The sequence below is a fragment of the Virgibacillus tibetensis genome (assembly GCF_036026595.1).
Lineage (GTDB): Bacteria > Bacillota > Bacilli > Bacillales > Amphibacillaceae > Virgibacillus_P > Virgibacillus_P tibetensis.
In genome coordinates, this window is record NZ_JARZFX010000002.1 from 184,517 (window position 1) to 208,666 (window position 24,150).

At 39.3% G+C, this 24,150-nt stretch carries 22 protein-coding genes and 1 riboswitch; of the genes, 9 read left to right on the plus strand and 13 right to left on the minus strand.

Annotated elements, in window-relative coordinates:
• The gene (locus QGM71_RS05755; RefSeq protein WP_327606576.1) at positions 1–297 is read right to left on the minus strand and encodes a hypothetical protein; all 297 of its coding nucleotides are present in this window, start codon (positions 295–297) and stop codon (positions 1–3) included.
• A gap of 223 nt (positions 298–520) precedes the next feature.
• On the opposite strand from QGM71_RS05755, the gene QGM71_RS05760 reads away from it, so the two are divergent.
• On the plus strand, positions 521–1,726 hold the full coding sequence (locus QGM71_RS05760) for a dicarboxylate/amino acid:cation symporter (protein ID WP_327606577.1): 1,206 nt from the start codon (positions 521–523) through the stop codon (positions 1,724–1,726).
• Between the two features lie 155 nt (positions 1,727–1,881).
• Here QGM71_RS05760 and QGM71_RS05765 read toward each other — a convergent pair whose 3' ends face one another.
• Together QGM71_RS05765 and QGM71_RS05770 are read right to left on the minus strand one after the other, a co-directional pair.
• Positions 1,882–2,076 carry a YwbE family protein gene (locus QGM71_RS05765; protein ID WP_327606578.1) on the minus strand — a complete coding sequence of 65 codons (195 nt, stop codon included), beginning with the start codon at positions 2,074–2,076 and terminating at the stop codon, positions 1,882–1,884.
• 104 nt (positions 2,077–2,180) lie between these two features.
• A complete protein-coding gene (locus tag QGM71_RS05770) occupies positions 2,181–3,620 on the minus strand; it encodes a phospholipase D family protein (protein WP_327606579.1) in 1,440 nt (479 codons plus the stop codon).
• Between the two features lie 194 nt (positions 3,621–3,814).
• Between QGM71_RS05770 and QGM71_RS05775 the strand changes: the two genes are divergently transcribed.
• The gene (locus QGM71_RS05775; protein WP_327606580.1) at positions 3,815–5,512 is read left to right on the plus strand and encodes a M3 family oligoendopeptidase; all 1,698 of its coding nucleotides are present in this window, start codon (positions 3,815–3,817) and stop codon (positions 5,510–5,512) included.
• A 77-nt stretch (positions 5,513–5,589) separates the two neighbouring features.
• Here the strand turns inward: QGM71_RS05775 and QGM71_RS05780 are convergent, their stop codons facing one another.
• The gene (locus tag QGM71_RS05780; RefSeq protein ID WP_327606581.1) at positions 5,590–7,140 is read right to left on the minus strand and encodes a Na+/H+ antiporter NhaC family protein; all 1,551 of its coding nucleotides are present in this window, start codon (positions 7,138–7,140) and stop codon (positions 5,590–5,592) included.
• A gap of 221 nt (positions 7,141–7,361) precedes the next feature.
• Here QGM71_RS05780 and QGM71_RS05785 point away from each other — a divergent pair, with 221 nt between their 5' ends.
• Positions 7,362–7,511, plus strand: coding sequence for a hypothetical protein (locus QGM71_RS05785; protein ID WP_327606582.1), 150 nt, complete (start codon positions 7,362–7,364; stop codon positions 7,509–7,511).
• A gap of 94 nt (positions 7,512–7,605) precedes the next feature.
• Entirely contained in the window at positions 7,606–8,391 is a 786-nt protein-coding gene (locus QGM71_RS05790) for an HAD family hydrolase (protein ID WP_327606583.1), read from the plus strand.
• A gap of 701 nt (positions 8,392–9,092) precedes the next feature.
• Here QGM71_RS05790 and QGM71_RS05795 read toward each other — a convergent pair.
• The 3 genes from QGM71_RS05795 to ggt all read right to left on the minus strand — a co-directional run bounded on the left by QGM71_RS05795 (position 9,093) and on the right by ggt (position 11,944).
• Positions 9,093–9,620 carry a chromate transporter gene (locus QGM71_RS05795; protein WP_327607044.1) on the minus strand — a complete coding sequence of 176 codons (528 nt, stop codon included), beginning with the start codon at positions 9,618–9,620 and terminating at the stop codon, positions 9,093–9,095.
• The gene (locus QGM71_RS05800) at positions 9,620–10,195 is read right to left on the minus strand and encodes a chromate transporter (RefSeq protein WP_327606584.1); all 576 of its coding nucleotides are present in this window, start codon (positions 10,193–10,195) and stop codon (positions 9,620–9,622) included. Before QGM71_RS05800 ends, QGM71_RS05795 begins: the two co-directional genes overlap by 1 nt.
• A 135-nt stretch (positions 10,196–10,330) precedes the next feature.
• The gene (gene ggt / locus QGM71_RS05805) at positions 10,331–11,944 is read right to left on the minus strand and encodes a gamma-glutamyltransferase (protein ID WP_327606585.1); all 1,614 of its coding nucleotides are present in this window, start codon (positions 11,942–11,944) and stop codon (positions 10,331–10,333) included.
• A gap of 191 nt (positions 11,945–12,135) precedes the next feature.
• Here ggt and QGM71_RS05810 point away from each other — a divergent pair, with 191 nt between their 5' ends.
• From QGM71_RS05810 to QGM71_RS05820, 3 genes are all read left to right on the plus strand, one after another.
• Positions 12,136–12,585 carry an Lrp/AsnC family transcriptional regulator gene (locus tag QGM71_RS05810; protein WP_327606586.1) on the plus strand — a complete coding sequence of 150 codons (450 nt, stop codon included), beginning with the start codon at positions 12,136–12,138 and terminating at the stop codon, positions 12,583–12,585.
• 89 nt (positions 12,586–12,674) lie between these two features.
• Positions 12,675–13,946, plus strand: coding sequence for a trypsin-like peptidase domain-containing protein (locus tag QGM71_RS05815; RefSeq protein WP_327606587.1), 1,272 nt, complete (start codon positions 12,675–12,677; stop codon positions 13,944–13,946).
• Positions 13,947–14,023: 77 nt separating this feature from the next.
• Complete coding sequence (locus QGM71_RS05820; protein WP_327606588.1) at positions 14,024–14,653, plus strand: YczE/YyaS/YitT family protein; 630 nt, start codon at positions 14,024–14,026, stop codon at positions 14,651–14,653.
• Positions 14,654–14,738: 85 nt separating this feature from the next.
• On the opposite strand, the gene QGM71_RS05825 is transcribed toward QGM71_RS05820, so the two are convergent.
• The 4 genes from QGM71_RS05825 to QGM71_RS05840 form a co-directional block, all read right to left on the minus strand.
• Positions 14,739–15,683, minus strand: a complete 945-nt coding sequence (locus QGM71_RS05825; protein ID WP_327606589.1) for a threonine ammonia-lyase — start codon at positions 15,681–15,683, stop codon at positions 14,739–14,741.
• A 119-nt stretch (positions 15,684–15,802) separates the two neighbouring features.
• Positions 15,803–16,441, minus strand: coding sequence for a queuosine precursor transporter (locus QGM71_RS05830; RefSeq protein ID WP_327606590.1), 639 nt, complete (start codon positions 16,439–16,441; stop codon positions 15,803–15,805).
• Between the two features lie 64 nt (positions 16,442–16,505).
• A complete protein-coding gene (gene queF / locus QGM71_RS05835; RefSeq protein WP_327606591.1) occupies positions 16,506–16,994 on the minus strand; it encodes a preQ(1) synthase in 489 nt (162 codons plus the stop codon).
• A 110-nt stretch (positions 16,995–17,104) separates the two neighbouring features.
• Positions 17,105–17,150: riboswitch (PreQ1 riboswitch) on the minus strand.
• A 65-nt stretch (positions 17,151–17,215) separates the two neighbouring features.
• Positions 17,216–19,084 (minus strand): SLC13 family permease, encoded by a 1,869-nt coding sequence (locus tag QGM71_RS05840; RefSeq protein WP_327606592.1) that lies wholly within the window; start codon positions 19,082–19,084, stop codon positions 17,216–17,218.
• A 135-nt stretch (positions 19,085–19,219) separates the two neighbouring features.
• On the opposite strand from QGM71_RS05840, the gene QGM71_RS05845 reads away from it, so the two are divergent.
• A complete protein-coding gene (locus QGM71_RS05845; RefSeq protein ID WP_327606593.1) occupies positions 19,220–21,295 on the plus strand; it encodes a LuxR C-terminal-related transcriptional regulator in 2,076 nt (691 codons plus the stop codon).
• Entirely contained in the window at positions 21,273–21,410 is a 138-nt protein-coding gene (locus tag QGM71_RS05850) for a hypothetical protein (protein WP_327606594.1), read from the plus strand. Before QGM71_RS05845 ends, QGM71_RS05850 begins: the two co-directional genes overlap by 23 nt.
• Before the next feature lie 236 nt (positions 21,411–21,646).
• Here the strand turns inward: QGM71_RS05850 and glpK are convergent, their stop codons facing one another.
• Both glpK and QGM71_RS05860 read right to left on the minus strand, forming a co-directional pair.
• Positions 21,647–23,140, minus strand: a complete 1,494-nt coding sequence (gene glpK, locus QGM71_RS05855) for a glycerol kinase GlpK (RefSeq protein ID WP_327606595.1) — start codon at positions 23,138–23,140, stop codon at positions 21,647–21,649.
• Positions 23,141–23,151: 11 nt separating this feature from the next.
• Positions 23,152–23,985 carry an MIP/aquaporin family protein gene (locus QGM71_RS05860; RefSeq protein ID WP_327606596.1) on the minus strand — a complete coding sequence of 278 codons (834 nt, stop codon included), beginning with the start codon at positions 23,983–23,985 and terminating at the stop codon, positions 23,152–23,154.
• Positions 23,986–24,150: the final 165 nt, after the last annotated feature.

Sequence of the window (24,150 nt, forward strand, 5' to 3'; positions counted from 1 at the left end):
TTATGCTTTTGCTTTTGCATTTGCGTTTGCATACGTATCCAGGATTGACGTAATGATTAAGCCGATTGCTGCTGCAAATAGCGATGCAATCCCCCAACCGCCAAGTCCAGCACCCATAATTTCAATTTTATCAAATAGAGATGCTGCACCAAGCAATAATAATCCGATAATTATTAATATAATGCTCGGGAAATAGCTAGTGTATTTGTCCTTCGATGAATTTTTAGAGAGGACAAAGCTTATTGCGATGATTGCTATTGTTAAGATAATAGCGATTGTAAACACTGACTGTATCATAATTTCACCTCATAAATTTATAAATATATCACTGTATATAGTCTACAATTGAACATGCGTAAAGTCAATTATTCAGTAATCTTTTATGTGAAATATATAAGAATTATTTATTCACTTTTATCCTTTTTAGAATTTTCAAACATAATGATGAATAACATAATAGCACAGCTTATTTAAAGGAGGTATCAAACTGAATCACCACTCTAATTGAAGGAGGGTCTTAATGAAGAAGAATTTCTTTTGGCAAATTATCATTGCTTTTATCCTTGCAATAATTGTTGGTCTGTTTTTCGGTGAAAGAGCAGAATTGGTCCAGCCGCTTGGTGATCTGTTTTTGCGTTTGATTCGTTTTATTATCGTGCCGTTAATTTTAGCTACAATTGTTGTTGGTGTTACTAGTGCGGGGGACATAAAGAAACTGAGCCGATTAGGTGGAAAAACAATTTCCTACTATTTGATTACAAGCTTCATCGCTATTTCAATTGGTTTAACAGCAGGTTATTTATTTTCTCCAGGGAAAGGTCTCGATATTGTGGTGGAAAGCGAAGCAGCAGTAAATGAAACTGAAGGCTTTGTTCAGACCATGCTGAATATCATTCCAACTAATCCCATGGAATCATTAACATCTGGTAATGTACTTCAAATTATCTTTTTTGCTATATTTTTAGGAATCGGAATCATGTTAGTTGGGGAAAAGGCTTTGCCAGTGCAGCGATTCTTTGATGGGTTAGCTGAAATAATGTATAAAATCACCGGACTTATTATGGTACTTGTTCCTCTTGGGATATTCGGTTTACTTGCACCTATCGTTGGACAGTATGGGCTATCCGTTCTTCTGCCTTTAATTAAATTAATTCTGGCTATGCTTGTAGCATGCATTATACACGCCGGGATTGTTTATTCTTCGGCTGTACGTTCATTTGGTAAAATGAGCCCTATTGTATTTTTCAAAGGTATCTTCCCCGCAGCAACAGTCGCTTTTAGTACAGCAAGTAGTGCAGGAACGTTGCCAGTCACTATGAAAAACGCACAGGAAAACTTAGGTGTCTCTAAACAAACAAGCAGTTTCACACTTCCCTTGGGGGCGACCATCAATATGGATGGAACAGCTATTTATCAAGGGATAGCCGTAGTGTTTATCGCTCAATACTTCAGTACTGAATTAACATTTGCTCAAATTATGACCGTAGCTTTGATAGCTACACTTGCTTCCATTGGAACTGCAGGTGTACCAGGTGCTGGTCTGATTATGCTAACAATGGTGTTAGCAGCAGTTAATTTACCCCTAGAAGGGATTGCATTAATTGCTGGGATCGACCGCATTCTGGATATGATGCGTACTTCCGTAAATGTCATGGGTGACGCATCAGCCAGCGTTGTCGTTGATGCTTCCGAGAAAAGGCGGGAAGCGGAAGCCACCGCATCCTAAACAAACCGTAGTCAACGGGATGGTCTTGCTATTTACCAACGCTCAGATTTTGAAGAAATTGGTAAACTAAAAAGTTTTTGAAAATAAACAGTTGATTAATTCATTAAAATGCCTGCTACATGGCGGCTTCCACCGCTAAGTGACAGGCATTTTAATTATTCCGTATACACCCTGCCAACTTGTCCATCCTCTAAACGGACTTTAATACCATGTGGGTGATAAGAAGAATTGGTAAGCAAATCTTTTACTATTCCAGAAGTTGTTTTACCGGATCGCTGATCTTTTTTCAATACTACCTTCACTTCTAAACCTGGATTGATATTCTTACGGTACCTACCATCTATTGACATGTGTATGCTCCTTTTAATCTGCTGTTTATCTTTTGCAGCGGTATAGCCTTCTTTTCAAGTCTTACTTTAGTATTGTAGAACAATACATCCAGCTCTACAATCATTTAGTATGTTGTGAAGCCAACCAACTTCTGTATCCAGTATGTAGCTTTTCTAATTGGTGTTAGTTGATCTTGGTAAGCATCATAATCTGCAGTGAAAATACCATCCTGGTTTTCCCATATCCGGTAAAAATACGATTCAACATCTCGCATAATCTCTTCATCCATAGCGGCAGTAACTTTCAGGTTATTTTCAAGATTAAGGTCATCGAGGTTTCGTTTCGTAAAATTGGTCGATCCACCAATAAGTACACCCTCTTCAGCTTTATTAATGAACATGAGCTTTGTATGAAACTGGTCTTGTTCCGAATCATACCACCTGACGGTAATGTTGTCTTTATTATACAATTCAGAGGCGACCGGTAAATTTGGCAGACCTGTTTTTTGAGTACCGAATGCGATTACATTGGGATCCAGAATCATCCGAATTTCGGCCCCACGGTCTGCAGCGTTCAATAGTGCACCAATAACCTCACGTTGAGCCAGGTAAAACATTCCTAGCCAAATTTCATCATTGGCTTCCGCACTGTCTATCTCCTTCAAAGTATGCTTAAGAATTTCCCCCTCGGTTAGATATTGCATGGCGATGGCTCCAGTATCATCCTCTTCGCGCCTTTCAGGTTTCCTGATGTTAACAGGCTCTATATCATCAATTGAGTAGTCTACTACCGCTTGCTCTGCTGACACAATATCACGAATAATATCACCTTCTACCTTAAAAGCGATATTAGAAAAAAAACCACTTGCATCATGGGCATTTGCTGATGTAATCAACGCTGCATTCTCTGAAGCAACAACCTTTCGATGATTGGCTTTAATATTAAGCAATTTCAGGTAGGAACGGAGCGTAACATCCGGACCTTCAGAAGCTAACGGATTGGTAATCCAGCCGGATCCTCTTTGTCCAAACACCTGAAAAAAAGTTCTCCATACTGTGGAGTAAATAGGATTCGAGTCCCTAAGTTCACTAAGACTTGTAATTATAACCTCTACCCCATTATCTTTTAATCGTTGCAGATTTTTATTGGCGTGGGAATGGTAGCCAGTATTAATGGGATCAGTAATAAACACAGCCTGCAGTTCAGGAAACCGCTGTTTCTGTGCAATTATTTTTTCAGTAAGATTTGTACTTAATTTGGGGAAATGGCGATCCTCGTCTGAGTAATCATTAAATAGGAACATATCAACTAGAATAAAATCCTCTGCCTCCTCTATCAGCCGATAAACTTCCTCAAAGATCTCTTGTTCATATTCTATTTCTCCTTCAGCCGTTTGGTAGGTAAGGTCTGTTAAAAACTGGATGTCATCTGTATAGTAAATACCTCCTTCAAAAGAAATACCATCGGGTAATGGCTTGACTGCGTGAAAAAAGAATACAGAAATTAGAATCAGAAGCAATCCAGCACTAATCCATAAGCGTTTCATTCTAATTAACTTTTTCATAAATGTACACCTTTCCAAATGACAACAGCTGGTAAATTAAATTCTCCGGCTGTAAAAAGTTTTAATGGCAAAGGGAGCAACCATTCACTGCTAATATAGTAATATAGTAATTCCACTAATCATGTTAAATGAAACATAAAGAAGGATTTCGTTTAAATGTGTCGAATTACTTAGTTATAAAAAGGAGGTCCATTATGCAAAAATTTGAAAACTACATCTATGAACGACCTGATCTGCAGCAGGAAAAAAGTAAATTTACTGAACTCTTAACTTCATTTACTGCTGCAGACTCGACGGAGAAAGCCACACGGGCAATTGAAGCTATAAACGCATTTCGAAACAGACTATCAACCATGTCTAATCTGGTTTATATACGTGCATCAATTAACACGAATGATGAGTTCTATCAAAATGAACGTGATTTTTTCGACAATATAGAACCTGAAGTCCAAGCGATGAGCACAGAGTTTTACAAAGAATTGATACGCTCTCCGTATCGTAATGACCTTGAAAAACAATGGGGGGCGCAGCTGTTTCAAATCGCAGATCATGAAATAAGAGCATTTTCACCTGAAGTGATTCATCTGTTACAACAGGAAAATAAATTATCGTCCGAATATGCAAAGCTTGTAGCATCGGCAGAGGTGGAATTTCAAGGTGAAACGTACACATTGGCTCAACTGGGTCCGTTTGTTCAAGACAAAGACCGCAGCATACGTAAAGAAGCTGTTAATGCAAGCACTGGGTTTTTTGAGAGTCACGCAGAAAAATTCGATAACATCTATGACCAACTAGTAAAGGTTCGCCACGAAATAGCGACAACCCTTGGCTATAAAAACTTTGTAGAGCTTGGTTATGTCCGTATGCTGCGAATTGATTATGATGCTGGCATGGTCGCTGTATTCCGTAAACAAGTACGTGACGTTATTGTACCGCTTGTTTCAAAGCTACAAGAGAAACAGACTGAACGAATTGGTCTCGACTCCCTTAAGTTCTATGATGAATATTTTAAGTTTGAAAATGGAAATGCAAAACCAAAGGGTACGCCAGAGTGGATTATTGAAAACGGAAAAAAAATGTATGAAGAGTTATCTCCTGAGACAAGGGAGTTTTTCCAGTACATGCTTGACCGTAACTTAATGGATCTGGAAGCCAAAAAGGGAAAAGAAGCTGGTGGTTACTGCACATTTATTGAGGATTACGAGTCACCATTCATATTCGCCAACTTTAATGGAACATCCGGCGATATTGATGTGCTGACGCATGAAGCCGGACATGCTTTCCAGGCTTACTCAAGCCGGGACATAGGTATCCCGGAATACCTTTTTCCAACGTATGAATCAGCCGAAATACATTCGATGAGTATGGAATTCTTCACATGGCCGTGGATGGAGAGGTTCTTCAAGGAAGAGACAGATAAGTACAAATACGCCCATCTCGCAGATGGACTTCAATTCCTGCCATATGGCGTTGCCGTGGATGAATTTCAGCATCTTGTATATGAAAACCCTACATGGACACCTGATGAACGAAAGCAAGCATGGAAAAAGCTCGAAGAAATATACTTACCTAACCGTGACTATGATGGCAATGCTTATTTAGAAGCAGGCAGTTTCTGGCAGCGACAAGGCCATATTTATGATGTTCCATTTTACTATATTGACTATACGCTTGCACAGATCTGTGCATTTCAATTTTGGAAGCGATCCCGGGAACAAAATGAAGAAGCTTGGAATGACTATCTCAAGCTTTGCAAGCTCGGTGGTTCTAAATCCTTTTTGGGTCTTGTGAAGGCAGCAAACCTCCGCTCCCCATTTGAGGAAGGTACAGTTGAATCTGTTGTTGGCACAATTGAAGATTGGCTTAATTCTGTCGATGACAAAGCACTTTAACAGGTATTTATTTAAAATGACCACACGCTTTAACAAAAGCATGTGGCCATTTTTTTAGATTTTTTCCAGGAAAACCCTTACTCAGCTATTGCTTCTTCTGGTATAGCCTTTCCCCACACTTTATTCAAGATAGATGCAAATACGATTAATGTTACTGCACCAATCGCAAGTGCTATCAATGCCGATCCTGTTATTCCAGCAACCAGGAAGGATATAATCCCACTGATTCCAGCAGTCATAGCATACGGTATTTGTGTGTTAACATGATCAATCAAGTCACTCGATGCACCAGCAGATGACAGGATTGTTGTATCGGATATTGGTGAACAGTGATCCCCGAAAATCCCTCCGCTCAGTACCGCAGCTATCGCCAGATACATGTTTATATCCATGGCTGCAGCTATTGGCATTGCGATAGGTATCATAATGGCAAACGTTCCATAGGAAGTCCCTGTCGTGAATGCCACAATTCCGCCAATGATAAACAGCAATACTGGAATAATTGCCGGTGAAGCATTTTGCTGAGCTAATTCTACAATAAAGGCTGCTGTTCCAAGTTCTGATGTTACACTACCAATGGACCAAGCCAATGTTAAAATGATATAAACGAGCATCATACTCCTAAAACCACTTACATAAATAGACATAGCTTCCTTAAAAGAGAACAGTTTTTGCTGCATACCCATTCCCAGCCCAACAATGCCAGCTACAAAAGCAGCTATTAAAATGGACTTCCCGCCATCAGATTCGCCGATGGCTGTAACAAAGTCATTTTCCGGAAATCCACCTGTCCATAAAAACATTGGAGGTATTAAACCAATAAGTACTACTATCGGTACAATCATATTCCGTTTCTTTGGTACAAAATCATCCGCCATTTCAACATCTGTCATCGAATCATCTGACGGAGGTTCCGCTCCATCACGGAGCAGTTTCCCTGTAGTTCTGGCGCGGTATTCAGCCTGAGCCATTGGACCATAATCCCACTTCATGAAAATAATAATAGCTACAAGAAGAAGTGCTAATATGGAATAGAAGTTAAATGGGATCGTAAAGATGTATGTCATATACTCTGATCCGGTAATCCCCAAATCTACAAACTGGGCACCAATCAGCCCCATGACGAACACAACCCATGTCGAAACTGGTGCCAGCAAACACATTGGTGCTGAAGTAGAATCAACTATATAAGCTAATTTCTCTCTTGATACGCGCATTTTATCCGTTACTGATCGCATGACACTTCCAACAGTAAGCGCGTTGAAGTAATCCTCAAAGAAAATAATTATACCGAATAACATCGTAGATCCTTGCGCTCCTCTTGGTGTTCTTACTTTATTAGCTATTGAATAAGCTATCGCGTGTGCACCGCCAGTTTTTTGCAACACGGCAATCAGTACGCCAAAAAGTCCACAGTAGATTAATACAGTTGCACTCCATTCATCTCCAACGTTTGGTATGATAAATTCACCAAATGTTGCATATAGTCCCATCAACGGGTTCCAGCCGTGGATCATGGTTGCTCCAAGCCACACACCAGCAAATAAAGCCGGGATTACATTTCGCGTCACAAGTGCCAACACAATTGCAATAACTGGAGGTAATAACGAAAGAATTCCAAATTCCATTCTGTTTACTCCCTTCGTATCTAAGTTTTAGACAATTTTCCTGTTCTCTCCTCTCTAAATGAGTTTAACATAATTAATAGAATATTCACCATTAAATATATATTACAACATGTTGGGTTGTATGTCCCAATAAATCATAAAAAATAATCTATTTACTAAACAAATTTCGCCAAAATATGAATAGTAAAAGTCAGGTCACTCCTGTATCAGGATTTGTCGTTATGTTCGCTTTGCCTTTGGCTTTTCGATTACTCTGGTCTTTTCGTAAACATGCAACACGTTCGGATGAAATCAGCGGGATGAAATGGGCTGCTAGACATCATTGGGTATTTGGATTACTATTTGCAATTAATTTATGGTTATTTGGTTGATCTCAGTGAGAATACATGAATCCAAAATCTGAATTGTTCTCTCAACTATGGTAAACTTGTCAGTAAAATAATAAGCTGACATAAGGAGATTTACATGACATACAAAATACTTTTTCTAGATATTGACGGAACTATATTAAAACCAGACCATACCTATACCGAATCAACGAAAGACGCTATTTCCCAATTAAAAGAACAGGATATAGAAGTGTTTCTTGCGACAGGGAGACCGCTTCATGAAGTGAAAGATTTGGCCAAAGAACTCGATGTCGATTCTCTTATTGGGTATAACGGGGCTTTTGCAATTTATCAAAATGAAACCATTATTAATGAACCGATGGATGCTGGTACTGTAAGAAAATTTTTGGATATTGCTCGGGAAAACAAGCATGAAATGGTTTGTTATACAACTGAAAAGAACTATTTCACTTCTTTATCAAACCCTGTAGTAAAGCACTTCATTGACACATTTGACTTAAAGTATAATGAAGTGTTCAGCCAGGATATCATCGAAAATATACTTGGTGCTACCTTAATGAATCTGGACCCTTCCGAATCGTCGCTCTATAAAATTGAAGCTAATCTCCACCTTTCACACGTAAATGTTAAAGGTGTCGAACATAGCTATGATATTATCCGAAAAAATGTAAACAAGGGCGAAGCTGTTAAAAACGTGCTTAATCGTTTGGGTTTACAAAAAGAACAAGCAATTGCTTTTGGTGACGGGATGAATGATAAAGAAATGCTTCAGGAAGTAGGAGAGGGATTTGCGATGGCAAATGGCGCTCCTGAGCTACTGGAATATGCAAAACATAAAGCAGACCCTGTAACAGAATCAGGAATATTTAACGGATTGAAGAAATTAGGGTTGGTAAAGTAACTGCACTACGGATGCTACTCTTCCTCTCCATGATTAGTATCAAGTAACGACTTACACAAAAGCAAGCCTTTCACCATACTGTGATAGGCTTGCTTTTTATATGCCTTGTCATAAGTTTTGTTGCTTCGCAGTTGATAGAAAATGCGACATCGTACGCCACCGCTCTGGAAATACACTACGCTTTTCGCGGGCGGCTGGTGAGCTTCTTCATGCTGACGCATTTCAGAATCTCACCTATGCCTTTCCTCCCGCAGAAGTCTTCGTGTATTTCCGCCGCTTAGAATAGCCTTTTATTCAAATTATAAGAAGTTCTTAGAACATAGCATGGGGTTTATTCTTACAACTGTCAGAACATCATGACCAGCGGAGGCAGAACACGAAGACTCCTTGAAAATACAAACCAATTTTCTGCGTGCGATGTTAACGCTTCGGAGCTTTCCTTGTCCTGTGGGACCATCACGTGTCCGAAGACCCCGGAAGAAGCGTTCTTTGCTTCTGAGCAGGGCTGAGTCCGTGCCCACGGAAAGCGAAGTGTTCTGCCGTAGCGGTGGTATAGCACTCTTTATCGAGAAAGAAGATCAACGAAAAAGTTACGTCGCATTTTATAGATTTTGTGTTCACTACAATATATTTTTTGGTGGGAAGTACCCATGGTGCAGTCCCGATCTTTTATAAAGCATTTTAATATAAAAAACTATGTGCTATAACAAAAATCCACCATATACAAGCGCACCTACAATAACAAATGCCGGATGTACCTTAATTCGCTCCATCAATAAATAACTGATAACCGCAATTAACGCAGTCTGCCATAGCCCAATACCAATAAAAGATTCCTGAAAAAAGCGCCATGCCATTACACCGAGCAAAATAGCAATAACTGGACGTATATATAATGTTAAACGCTTTACTTTAGGAGAATCCTTGTACTTATACAAGACCCCCAACAGAACAATCATTAAGATCAGTGAAGGGGCTACAGTAGCAAAAACACCTACTATTGCTCCCAACACGCCTCCCACATCATACCCAATATAGCCGGCCATTTTCGTTGCGATCGGACCTGGTAAAGAATTACCAAGTGCCAACACTTCACTAAACTCCTGGACACTCATCCATTCATACCGTTTTACAACCTCATTTTCAACAAGTGGTATGGATGCTGGGCCACCGCCATAACCAAGCACTCCAGGAATAAAAAATGCTATAAATATTTCCCAGTACTTCATCATGATGGATCACCTTCTTTTTGTTTGTCAAGCTGATCATTTTTATCTTTCTTCATTAGAGCAAATACAATTAAAACACCGATGATGATCCCCGGGTGTACAGAAAGAAACTGCAACAGAATAAATACGACCCCACCCAAAATCACAGCCGGTATCCAGCCCATTCCCTTTCCAGCTTTTTCAATAAATTGCCAGGTTAGAACTGCCAGCATGACGCCTACAACAGGTATTACTGCAGCCGTCATTCCCTGCACCCAATCAAATTCTTTAATAGATGACAAAGATGTTAACAGGATAATCATTAAAATAATAGTAGGTATGATCGTTGCCAAAACAGCATTAATCATCCCCCATAAGCCGGAAACCCGATAACCAATATATCCTGCCAATTTTGTAGCGATTGGCCCTGGCAGGGTATTTCCAAGTGCTAATAAGTCACCAAATTCTTCGTCATTCATCCATTTGTATTTATCGACTACTTCCTTATGTACTAATGGAATGGAACTCGGTCCACCACCGTAGCCAAGCATCCCAACTCGAAAGAAAGCAATAAAAATGTTCCATTGTGTCTTCATATGTCACGTACCTTTTTCATATTATCGTGGTAAATTAACAGGCAGTAAACCCCTCTCATAATATTCAGCTGGGGTAACTGCCTGTAAAATCCCGATTAGATTCACTCCCATTTAAATAACATGCCTGCTAGTTAACTACCATGCAGCAACTGTACCGTCTGTTCTTGATTCTGTTCCACCGACCAGCACGCCTGTTTCCGGATCCCTCCAAATAATTTGGCCCCGTCCGAAGCTGTTTGGCTCCAGGGATATCCGTATATCATGCCCTTTATTTGCAAGTTCCAAGGCAAGGTGATGTGCCAGACGATTCTCTACTTCTACTACTCTATCCTTCATCCATTGCCATCTTGGTGCATCTAAGGCAGCTTGTGGGTTCAGACCAAAATCAATCGTATTCATTACTACTTGGACATGCCCCTGTGGCTGCATAAAGCCACCCATTACTCCAAACGGTCCTACAGGTTGATTATCTTTGGTCATAAAACCTGGAATAATCGTGTGGAATGTTCGTTTTCCACCTTCCAATGCATTGACATGGTTTGGATCCATTGAAAAATTATGCCCGCGATTTTGTAATGCTATTCCTGTACCAGGAACCACTAATCCAGAACCGAAGCCCATATAATTACTTTGAATAAATGAAACCATATTCCCTTCGTTATCTGCTGTTGCCAGATAAACCGTACCACTACTTGAAGGTTCCCCAGCTTCTGGCTGAATTGCCTCGTCTGTAATCAGCTTTCTGCGTGTGTCCGCATATGCTTCACTTAGAATTTCTTCTGTTGTGTATCTCATATGGTTATCTTCTGTTACATGTTTCTGGCCATCAGTAAATGCTAGTTTAATAGCTTCAATTTGTTTATGGTATGTTTCCACTGATTCTTTATCTGTGAATTCAAACCCTTTTAAAATGTTTAAAGCTTGTAATGCAACGATCCCCTGCCCATTTGGAGGAATCTCCCAGACATCGTATCCCCGGTAATTCACGTTAATTGGTTCAACCCAATCTGCCTTAAAATCTGCCAAATCCTCAGCTGTTAAAAATCCACCATTTTCTTTTGAAAAAGTTGCGATTTTCTCTGCCAACTCCCCTTTATAGAAGGATTCAGCCTTCGTATCAGCTATCGAACGTAATGTTTCTGCATGATCCGGAGATGACCAGATTTCTCCGGCTTTTGGTGCACGACCGTTAGGTGCAAATGTTTGGAACCAATTTTTAAATACATCATCTGTTAAACTCTTTTTATAAGTGCTATATCCCTTGTTCCAGAACTTGCTCAGTGTGGGGGATACTGGGAAACCTTCTGACGCGTACGTAATTGCTGGCTGTAGTACTTCTGTTAAAGGAAGCTTCCCAAACTTTTCTGATAGCTCAGCCCAAGCCCCTGGTGCTCCTGGAACAGTTACTGGCATCCAGCCGTATTTTGGAATCTCTTCATACCCGGCTTCCTTAACAGCATCTATTGAAATGTTCTTTGGAGATCTCCCGCTTGCATTTAAGCCATGCAATTCTCCTTTTGTCCATACCAACGCAAATGCATCCCCACCAATACCATTAGAAGTTGGTTCAACAACTGTGAGACAAGCAGCTGTTGCAATAGCTGCATCAATTGCATTGCCTCCTTTTTTCAGGATCTCTAACCCTGCCTGTGAGGCAAGTGGTTGTGATGTTGCCACCATTCCATTCTTAGCATATGTAGCATTTCGTGTAACTGGATATGGGTAGGATTGATTCGTAAGTGATTTCATTGTATACGCTCCCTTAACAGTAATAACTATTTTTCTGAATTATATAATATAGTACGAAATAAATGTACATTTGTCAATACAATAATAAGGTGATAAAATAAGATTACTTACATTAGTGCAACTTTACTCAATTATTTCTTACCAAATGTTTATTTAGCCCTAAAAATTAACTACGTATAGGAGACAATACTATGAAACATGATGAAATAGATAGAAAGTTATTAGAAGAATTAGCTGAAGATGGCAGATTATCATATGTAGAACTTGCGGAGAAGGTCGGCCTTTCCCGTGTAGCCGTTAAGGATCGTATTAAAAATATGCAAGATAAAGGTGTCATTGAAAAGTTCACTGTTGTTATTAATTCGGAGAAATTTGGTAAGAAAGTGTCTGCTTTCTTTGAAGTAGATGTGGAACCGAAACAACTGCAGGAAGTAGCACAGAATCTTGCAGACAACCCCAGTGTTGCAAGTATTTATCAAATGACAGGACCAAGTACATTGCACATGCACGTCCTTGTAGAAGATTTCCAAATGCTGGAGACATTTATTAACAATGAACTCTACTCCGTAGAGGGGATTACGAGAGTAGAAAGCTCTGTGATTTTAAAACGTTTTAAAAGTCGGACCGGGTACAAACTATAACATTTTTTTTCTGCCAATTAATTTCCTTATTATTGGAATTTTCTGTGATATAATAATTCTATATACTTTAAGGAAAGAGGTTGACTGTTATGTTCTGTCCTAATTGTGGAAATGAGCGTAATGAAAAAAGTAGATATTGCCAGCATTGTGGAAATAAGCAAAAACAACACTTTAGTATAGTCATGATTTTATTTATGTCTTTATTAGTTTCCGCCAGCATAGTAGGTGCTGTTTATTTAGCTACAACGAATACTGGAAATAAAGAATCACCAGTTGCTTCTGATAATGCAACAATTGAAAAAACACAACTCACATCCAAACAACCCATTGAAGTTCCAATTATGGAAAAGAAGGACTTGAAAGAAGATAAAAATCGAGAGTTAACAGACATTATTGCAGCAGCACAAGAAACGGTCTATACGGTTATTACCAATTACAATCAGGGATCGGGCTTCCTATATAATAATAATGGAGCAGTCGTTACCAATGCCCATGTCGTTGAAGGGGAAACAAGTGTATTTATAAAAACAGTGAACGGACAGGATCTTCCAGGAACAGTAATTGGTTATTCTAATGAAACAGATGTTGCAGTAATCCTCGTCCCCGATCTAGTTGGACGTGAACCTTTTTCATTGGAAAAAGCCTCACCAGTTAAAATTGGTGAAGAAATTATTGCCTTGGGTAGTCCACTTGGGTTAGAGAACACGGCAACAATGGGTTACGTAACAGGACAGGACCGCAGTTTCTTTATTGGTTCGTTTACGTATGAAAATTTATATCAAATCTCTGCCCCTATTTCACCAGGAAGTAGCGGAGGACCCTTAATCGCAAAAGCAAGTGAAAAAATTATTGCAATTAATTCTGCAGAAAGTCAGGGGGATTCATCGATAGGTTTTAGCATCCCATTATTTCAAATAGCAGAATTAATTCAATCCTGGATTGATCAACCGATGTCAGAAGAAGCTATTTTAGCTCAATTTTATGATGCCAATGACGAATATTACTACGATGATTTATGGAGCTATTACGAGGATGGCTATTTTGATGGTGGCGATTATTCTGAAGAGAACGCTTATTATGATTACTGGGAGTACTATTGGGAAGATGAGTCTTATTACAACGATTACTATGATGAAGGCTACGAAGAGGATTATGGTTATGCGGAAGACGAGTATTATGATGATGAAGGATGGTATGAAGAAGACGAGTATTATGACAATGAGGAATGGTATGACGAAGATGAAGACTGGTATTATGATGAACTAACTGAAACATGGTACTACTATAATGTCTATGAAGGTACTTGGTATTACTATGATGAAGTGGAGGACTTATACTATGAAGTGGATGAGAGCTTCTAATAGAATTCCCCATCACAAACAGAGTTGGTTATGCTATTATATACTAGAGTTCGAAATTCATCCAAGAAGGTGTCGCAGTGAAAAACGGATTAATTATTAGTGGATTTTATATTATAGGTTTACTTTTTTTAACATTCGGAATCAGCATGATGATTTTGGCTAACCTCGGTGCTGGCCCATGGGATGCCTTATACGTTGTTATGGCTGATGAGTTGGGATTAACTGTAGGAAGCTGGGTATTTATAGTAGGACTTTTACTCATTTTAATAAACAGCTTTTTATTGAAAAAAACACCAGATTATCTAGCATCCATAACCATTGTCCTGATTGGACTCTTTATCGATGTGTGGCTGGAAATTATATTCCCCAATTTGGTAGTTGCCTTATTGATCCCAAGATTGATTATGCTGATTGGTGGTATTTTTTCAATTGCTGTTGGTGTTTCATTTTATCTTCAATCAGAGTTTGCCAGAAACCCGATCGACAATTTAATGATGGCATTCCATAAACTTACTGGTAGGAGCCTGGCTTTTTCAAAGACATTTCTTGAAGTAATGGTCATGGTGATTGCATTTATTTTCGGAGGGCCAATTGGATTTGGGACGATACTCGTGGCTCTAATTATTGGGCCACTAATTCAGATGGTGTATAAGCCAGTTACGAAGTTCAGATGTCGGATATGCCATGAAAATCTAGTGCAAAATTAATTTATTTCTGGCTTAGATAAGTTCTAAGCCTATTTTTAAACTTTTCAACCCCATACCATATACTAATTTGGCATTTTTTGTTTTTTTACATCATATGGCCGATCTTCCCCAGGTCAACGTTTCCACCTGAGAGGACGCATACAACGTTTTTATCTCTCATATTCAACTTATCAAACATTGCCGCAGCAACTGTAACTGCACTGGATGGCTCAATCAGCTGTTTCATTCGCTCTAATACAAAAAATAATGCTTGGCTGATCTCATCTTCACTTACAAGAACGACGTTATCTATATACTTTTCTACAATTGGAAATGTCAGCGAACCAGGCTGGCTCGTTCTTAAGCCGTCCGCAATTGTATTCGTTTTCTGAATCGATGTTATCTGTCTGTTTTTTAATGATAAATACGTATCATTTGCACTGACTGGTTCAACGCCAATTATTTTAACAGATGGCTTTATCTCTTTAACCGCTGTTAAAATACCTGAAATAAGCCCGCCCCCTCCAATAGGGACTACAACAGCCTCCACCAGCTCCAATTGCTCCAGTATTTCTAACCCAACTGTTCCTTGGCCAGCAATTACAAGCGGATCATCGTAAGGTGGTATGAAAACGCCTCCGTTCTCTTTTGCCAGGATTTCCGCGCGAGGTATACGTTCATCAGAAGTTGTGCCACATGTTTCAATTGAACCATTATAGGATCGAATTGCGCTCACCTTGCTTGCATTTGCATCTTCAGGAACAACAATTGTAGCAGGAACACCAAGAATATTGGCAATATAAGCAACAGCTTGACCATGATTTCCTGAAGAGGCGGCAGTAACAGAGGATACGCCTTCCGCAGCAGCGTACATTACTTTATTTGTTGCACCTCGAACTTTAAAAGCGCCCGTCTTTTGTAAATGCTCCGCCTTGAAGAACATACTGTTACCACATAGATTAGATAGTTGGGAAGAACTTAGAATAGGTGTTTCATTTATAATAGTACTTATTCTTTCACGTGCCTGGTGAATATCCTTTATAGTAACCACTCTACCAACTCCTCGCTACTTGAGATTCGCTTGCCATTACTGATTATTTCCCAATAAATATACCTGTAAATCCAGTTAATTAAATTTTAACACAATTTGAAAAATACGCCATTCCTGAGTTAGGAATGACGTATTGCAGCAGCTTCATCTTGAACATGGGCTGATTTTCTTGCCACTTTAACAAGTAAATAAACGATTGGGGTATCAATTAGTGCAATCATCAGTTTGAACACATATTGGGTAGCGATCATGCCAATTAACACGTTCGTTGGAACAATTCCCCAGAAAGCAACCGTTATAAATAGTGTGGTATCAACAAGCTGACTCGTCATGGTTGATGCATTATTACGTAGCCAGAGTTTCTTCTCTCCATGTTTCATTTTTAACCGGTGGAAAAGACTCACATCTAAATGCTGGCTGGCAACGTAAGACAATAAACTTGCGATCATTACCCGAAAGCTTCCACCAAGAATTGTCTCGAATTCAGCTTGCAGTCCAAATACAGGTGCAGCTGGAAGTTCAATTGCTATAAAAACAAAGAACAACACAATTATCTGAGTGAAAAATCCTGCTTGAACTGTTTTCTTTGCTGCTTCTTTACCATAAACTTCACCGATCACATCGGTAATCAGAAACGTTACCACATAAACGATAACTGCTGCCGGTAAGATAAATTCACCAATGCTGAATAATTTAACCCCTAGAATATTGGATATAATTAATAGACCTACAAACAATGCATTTAAATATATAAACATAAGATCCTCTCCCTATTCAGAAGATCCAGCTGACCCTTTTCTATAAAACTCATATCCTCAGTATTCAGCGATTATCAATTTTCTCTGGATATAGATCATGATTCATCATGCGATGGTCAGCCATTTGTTCAAACTTGGTCCCCGGCTTTCCATAATTACAAAACGGATCGATGGAAATGCCACCACGCGGCGTGAATTTCCCCCATACTTCAATATAGCGAGGGTCCATTAATTTGATCAGATCATTCATGATTATATTCATACTATCTTCATGAAAACCCCCATGGTTTCTAAAACTGAATAAATACAGTTTCAAAGCTTTACTTTCTACCATCTTTTTATCCGGAATGTAGCTTATATAGATAGTTGCAAAATCCGGTTGGCCAGTCATAGGACATAAGGTGGTAAATTCCGGACAGTTGAATTTCACGAAGTAATCTCTGTTTGGATGGTTATTTTCAAAAACCTCCAAAATCTCGGGGTTATAATTAAATTCGTAGGTTGTCCCCTGATTACCCAATAACGTTAATTCGGACAAATCCTGTTCCTTCATATAGATAACCTCCTCTATTTAATTTAAACGAGTAAAAATCGTTACTGTTTCTTACATATCATGCTAAAAAGCCATGTACCTAAAGGCACATGGCATGATAATCGCATCATCTGTCCTTAGTTTTTTATAGAGGGTGAAGCTAAGAACCTCTTCTATTTAGCACTTGTACATTATATAAACGAAAGGAGGAACTGTCAATACCAAGCACCGTCTGTACTCTATCAAAATGGATATAAAAGTGGAATAACAGCAATCAGTACAACAGTCAGTACAAGCTGCAGAGGCACACCAACCTTGACAAAGTCCTTAAATGTGTATCCCCCGGCATTCATCACAAGTGCATTTGTTGGTGAAGCAACAGGTGTAGCAAAAGCCATACTGGCAGAAATTGCGACTGCAACAACAAATGGATACGGACTGACACCTAGGTTAATAGCAGTTGTAATTGCAATCGGTGCGAAAATGACAGCGGTAGCTGTATTGCTGATAAATTGACTTAATACCATGGTTAAAACATAGAACCCTGCCAGTACAGCATGTGGACCATAGTCACCTAATATACCAAGAAGCAGGTCACTCATGAAAGTAACCCCGCCAGTCTTTTCCAAGGCTGTAGCCATTGGGAGCATTGCGGCGATGAGGACAACCGATTCCCAGTTTATTTTATGGTAAGCATCCCCTGTTGAGCGCACACACCCTGTTATAATCATAAGAAAGGCAGACAAGAGAACCGCAAGCACTGGATCGACAAGTTCTAGTGTCATCAGTAAAAGCATAAATAACATAATACCACCTGCTATTGGTGCTTTCCCTTGTGCGGCAGCTGAAGTTGCTTTATCTGAAACTCTACCAACAACGACTACATCAGCGGATTTCTCTGCTAGCAATTCGATTTTCTCCCACTCTCCATAAATGATCAGTGCGTCTCCAAGGCGGAGTTTCTCTTTAGAAGCATTAGTTTGTATGTACTCTCCATTTCGACTGATTGCCAGTACGCTGCATCTGTATTTTTCCCGAAATTGAAGTTCGCGGATGGTCTTATTTTTAAAACTTGATTGTGGAGCAATTAATACTTCTGTCAAGCCATACTGTTTAGCAAGAAAGTGTCTTTTAGCTTCTGATTCATTAGTGAGATCGGTAAGGTCAAACTCGGTAAACAAAGGTGCAGCATCGCCAAATAAAAGCACTTTATCCCCTTGTTCAAAAACGGTGTCGGTCTTTGGAGTAATCCGTACATGTTTAAATAATGGAATCAGTTCGTTTTCTTTTCTTTCTATAGAAATTACTGTTATTCCATACTTAGTTGTTAACTCGAGAGTGGATAATTTCTTTCCAATGATTTGAGATGTTTCGGGAATTTCAATTAAATGTAAAGAATGATATATTTTATAAAATCCTGCCAGCTCATTCGCTGAAAAGGAAGTACTCTTACCTGTATTCATAGCCTTGTTATCAGGAAGCAGCTTCTTTCCAACCGTTACCATAAAGAGAATCCCTACCGCAAAGGCTACTAATCCAATCGGTGTGTACTGGAAGAAATGCATGGGCTGAAACCCATTCTCAGCCAGCGTATTACTGGAAACTAAATTCGGAGGGGTACCAATCAAGGTAAGGACACCTCCTAAACTACTTGCGAATGCGAGAGGGATAAGAAACTTGGCGGGACTTACATTTAAGTTCAGTGCCATGCTGATCACAACAGGAAGTAAAACCGCTACTGTCCCTGTATTACTCATAAATGCACTGAAAACTCCCACAGTGATCATAATAATAATAAATAATTTCTTTTCATTGTTGTTTCCCAATTTTAATAACTGATTTCCAATATGTATAGCAAGGCCAGTATTAAAAATACCTGCACCAACAACAAATAAACCTGCAATCATAATGACAACTGAATTGGAGAATCCAGCCAGTGCTTCTACTGGTGTAATTATCCCCGTTAAAGCAAGAAGCAATAAAGAACCCAAAGCAACTAAATCCGCCCTGTATTTACCATGTATAAAAAAGATGGTTGAAACTATCAATATGATAAATGTACCAATCATACCCATTCCTCCAGATTTAATTTCCACACTTTGTACTATCATAACAAAACCAGCCTTGTATGTAATAGTCAAATAGATTGATAGCCTTGTTAAACCATACCGTTTTCAAATCTAACATTGACAGGTCCTTTTTAACTATATACATTTAGAATAGTAAAACTATTCAGGAGGTTTTTTATGAAGTATGAAACAAAAAGAACTTCAACGGAAAGCAAAAGTATGGATGCCATTATAAACGAAACAGAAGAGAGCTTTTTTGTAGGTAGAAAGGAAGAGTTGGAACTATTTACAAATTGGTTAGAACAAGATTTTCAGGACTTCAAAGTACTCCACCTCTATGGAACTGGCGGTGTTGGCAACACATTTCTGTTAAATGCGTATGCCAGAATTGCAGAAAAAAGAAGAGTTCCATTCCTGAAGATGGATAGTCAGGATTTCATTCACACACCTGCCGGATTTTCGGAGCATGTTCTATCACTGCTAGGTACACTATATATTGATGCTGTTAACTCCAGCGAAAGCGTCGAACCTCCAAACACCCTGACCGTGCTTAACAGTATTGCTGAGAAGGGACGTATTATCATTGCAATTGATACGTATGAACAAATGGAAGACTTGGATCGATGGTTTCGAAACATATTGATTCGGGAATTACATCCGAACGTTGTAGTTCTGCTTGCAGGAAGAAATAAACTGAGAGGAGAATGGAGCGATTCCCCTACATGGCGAACGCTAATCAATCAGATCGAGCTAAAGGATTTTACATTCGTTCAATCCAAGTACTATTTAAAAAAATGCGGCATCAATAAGGAGCAGCTAATCCGAAACATCTGGCAATTCACAGAAGGACATCCACTCACTCTAACCCTGGTTACGCTTTCGAAAATCGGCTCCAATACTAGTCAATCTTCAGACAACCTGTCTGATAACAAATCGCAACTATTAATCGAGCTAACCGAAAGATGGCTGAAAGAAGTAAAGAATGAGGAAACACAGCATTTATTATATGTAGCAGCACTCTTCCATCATTTTGATCAAACAAGTTTATCCGCTGTCCTGGATTACGATGTTTCCTTTACTGCGTTTAACGAACTTATCACATTGTCGTTTATTCGGACTGTAAAGAATGGGTGGGCAATGCACGACCTTATTCGGGATGCGATTCAAATAGAATTAAAACACCGGGCCCCCGAGCAATATAATTGTATTTCAAAACATATTACAGATTATTTTTATAGAAGAACAATTGAGACTCGTTCCCCAAACGATATCGCTCAGTTCTTTTATCACCTCAGAAATGATTTTATTCAAACTGCCTTTTTTCAAAACTCCATGAATTCCTACATGTACTTAGAGCCTGTTGGGGCTTATAATTTTCAAGAAGTAATTGCATTTTTCGAATTTAAGAAAAAGAATCTGCAAGAAAGTGAAGCTGCGTTCTACAATCGAACTGCAGATAAATCATATTATTTTCATGCTTCCCTTCAACATAATAAAAAGGAATTAGAATTTCTTGGCCCTGAATACATTAAGAAAATAGGTTGTCACTCCGCCAATTTACTAAAAAATAAGATAATGGAGACGATCGGACTGTCCATTATTGTGCCCATAAACGAAAACACTCTCCCTTATCTAGCAACTGAGCCTGTGTCCCGTGCATACTTCAATCAATTAAGTGATAAAGAGATAGCCTATTTTAACGTCCCTCCAAATGAAAATGCCGGATGGTATATCAGGCATCTTGATTATACAGATCCAAAGGATACATCGGCACACTCATTTTTATTGTATAACTTATTTACTTTATTACTTCCAGGGGGAAAGATTATCACATCATCCCCCGTTACCTTTTTTCAGGACCTTTTAAAGAATTTGGGTTTTGAAGAAGTCCTTGAAGCAATTTCATATGATTTCGGTAATGATATTCCGTCACCTACTTACATGCTCGATGTCAGAGGTACAAAGCTGGATGCCTATTTGAAACAGTTTACTGAGAACACTTCTGTTCAGTATAAAATGAAAATTATTGCTGATACTTTTTCTTTCACTAACAAGGAAATTGAAATTGTGAAATTGATCATGGAAGGGTGTAGCAACCTGGAAATTGCAAGTAAATTATTTATTGCAGAGATAACAGTAAAAAAGCATGTTAGTCGAATTCTGAAAAAGGCGAATGCAAAAAATAGGGCACAGCTAGCGCGCACTCGTAGATCCAGTGGCAACAGTCGCCATGATTCGTACCTATCAGCTTAATACGAGAGATATTGAACCTGCAATGGATTTACATCAAAAGCTATTGGGTGTATCATCTAAGTTTAAAAAGCTAAGCTCTAAGAAAGATGAAGATGTCGATGAAAAAGTAAGTTAGCAGCAGTTCTGATAGTGGAGATATAGTGGTTAAAAGGAGGAGTCAGGATGATCCTCCTTTTTATTGGTTACCAACGGACATAATCAAACACTTTCATGATTCGTCTGTTTGACAGTTTCGGAACTTCATTCAAAATTGGTGCCTCACTCTTGGCAATACCAACTTCCGATTAAACTTCCCCCTGGCTTTAGTCAGGGGGGAGTTTGGTCAAAAAATGTAAGGATGGTTTCTGCGTATTACTTAAACGTCCGGGTAGCTTCCACGGCCTTCTTCCACCCAGCATACAATTCATCACGCTTCTCGGATTCCAGATTATCCATGAATGTCTTTTCATTCTTCCATTGTTTTGCAATTTCCTCTTTATCTTTCCAATAACCAACAGCCAGCCCCGCCAAGTAGGCGGAACCTAATGCAGTGGTTTCTTGAACGACAGGTCGCTCAACTGGAACACCCAGTATGTCACTCTGGAATTGCATTAAGAAGTCATTTTTAACTGCGCCACCATCCACACGTAATGTTTTTAGATCGATACCGGAATCTGCAATCATGGCATCCAGAACATCTTTTGTTTGATAAGCTAATGATTCCAGGGCAGCTCGGATAAAATGTTCTTTCGTGGTGCCACGGGTCAAGCCGAATACAGCGCCACGTGCGTCACTGTCCCAGTAGGGGGTTCCTAGTCCGACAAATGCTGGTACCATATAAACACCATCAGTGGATTCTACACTCGCTGCAAAATCTTCACTTTGTGGTGCAGTTTCGATAATTTTCAGGCCATCACGGAGCCATTGAATCGCTGATCCGGCAACAAAGATGCTGCCTTCCAATGCATATTTCACTTTTCCATCCACACCCCATGCCAGCGTAGTGAGCAAACCATGCTCGGATGCTACACCTTTATCTCCCGTATTCATTAGCATGAAACAGCCGGTGCCATACGTATTTTTAGCCATTCCCTTTTCAAAACAAGCTTGCCCGAATAACGCTGCCTGCTGGTCACCAGCCACTCCTGCAATGGGAACCTCGTGACCAAAGAAATGATAATCCACTGTATGTGCATACACTTCAGATGATTGACGAACCTCTGGAAGCATACTTTTCGGAACAGTTAAGATATCCAGTAACTCCTCATCCCATTTCAAATCATAAATATTAAACATCAATGTTCTGGATGCATTGGAATAGTCTGTTATATGTGTCTTCCCTCCAGAAAGCTTATACACAAGCCATGTATCTATCGTTCCGAATAACAGATCACCATTTTCTGCTTTCTCTCTTGCACCTTCTACATTATCAAGAATCCATTTGACCTTTGTTCCGGAAAAATAAGCGTCAATTAATAAACCGGTTTTCTCCCTTACCATATCATTGTGACCGGCTTCCCTTAATTCTTTACATATTCCGTCCGTTTGTCTTGATTGCCAGACAATTGCTTTATATACAGGCTTACCCGTATTCTTATCCCATACAACAGTAGTTTCACGCTGGTTCGTTATACCAATTCCTGCTATCTCGCCAGGCTCTATATCTGATTTCCTCAATACTTCTGCAATACATGCCAGTACTGAAGTCCAGATTTCATTGGCATCATGCTCCACCCAACTGGGTTTTGGAAAAAATTGTTCAAATTCTCTTTGAGCTGTTCCTACTATTTCTCCTTGATGGTTAAAAATTATTGCTCGTGAGCTAGTAGTACCCTGATCAATAGACAAAATATATTGTTTACTCATATTAACTCCTCCTAAACAACTTTTTTTTCAGCATTCGTATCTGATGAATTATCACCCTTGTTAATTTCTGCATGAGCAGCACCAAGAAATATTACTGCTACTATTGCACTTAGAATCCAAAATACTACAGAAAAATTACCTAAGAACATAGCATTATAAAATACTGCCCCATAAATTCCACCAAGTATAGGTCCTACTATCGGAATCCAAGCGTACTCCCAATCAGATCCGCCCTTACCTGGTATTGGAAGCAATGCGTGGGCTATTCTTGGTCCAAGATCACGTGCCGGGTTAATTGCATAACCAGTTGCACCACCAAGGGACATACCAATTGCTATAATTAACGCACCAATAATCAAGGGATTAAGTCCTTCGGTAAACTCGTTTGCACCTATAAACATAATACCCATTAAAAGCACGTAAGTACCAATCATTTCACTAACTAAGTTGGAGAAAGGACTACGAATAGCCGGACCCGTTGCAAATACCGCCAACTTCAACCCTTGATCCTTCGTTTCCCTCCAATGTGGCAGGTAATTCAAAAAGACGATCGCTGCCCCCAATATTGCACCAATCATTTGGGCTGTTATATATAAGGGTACCATTTCCCACGAGAATTCTCCTGCAGAAGCCAAACCTAAAGTTACTGCCGGATTAATATGTGCACCTGAAAAGTTACCAACCGCATAGACAGCCATTGCTACGGCAAGTCCCCACCCAATTGTAATTACAACCCAGCCGGCACCTTCTGCTTTCGTTTTCTTTAAAACGACACCACCTACTACTCCCCCACCAAGAATAATGAGAACCATAGTACCAATCAATTCCGCTAAAAACTCCGACAAATTAATCACCCCTTTATCTTTTTGTAAATCTTTAATCCAGTGAAATTGCTCTCTACTGAATATTCGTTGTAAGTATCGGGGACTACAAGCAGCCATCTCATCTGGATCATAGGTGAGAATCTCTGGGCATGCTCTATTAAAGACAAGTTAAACGTATAGGAAAAA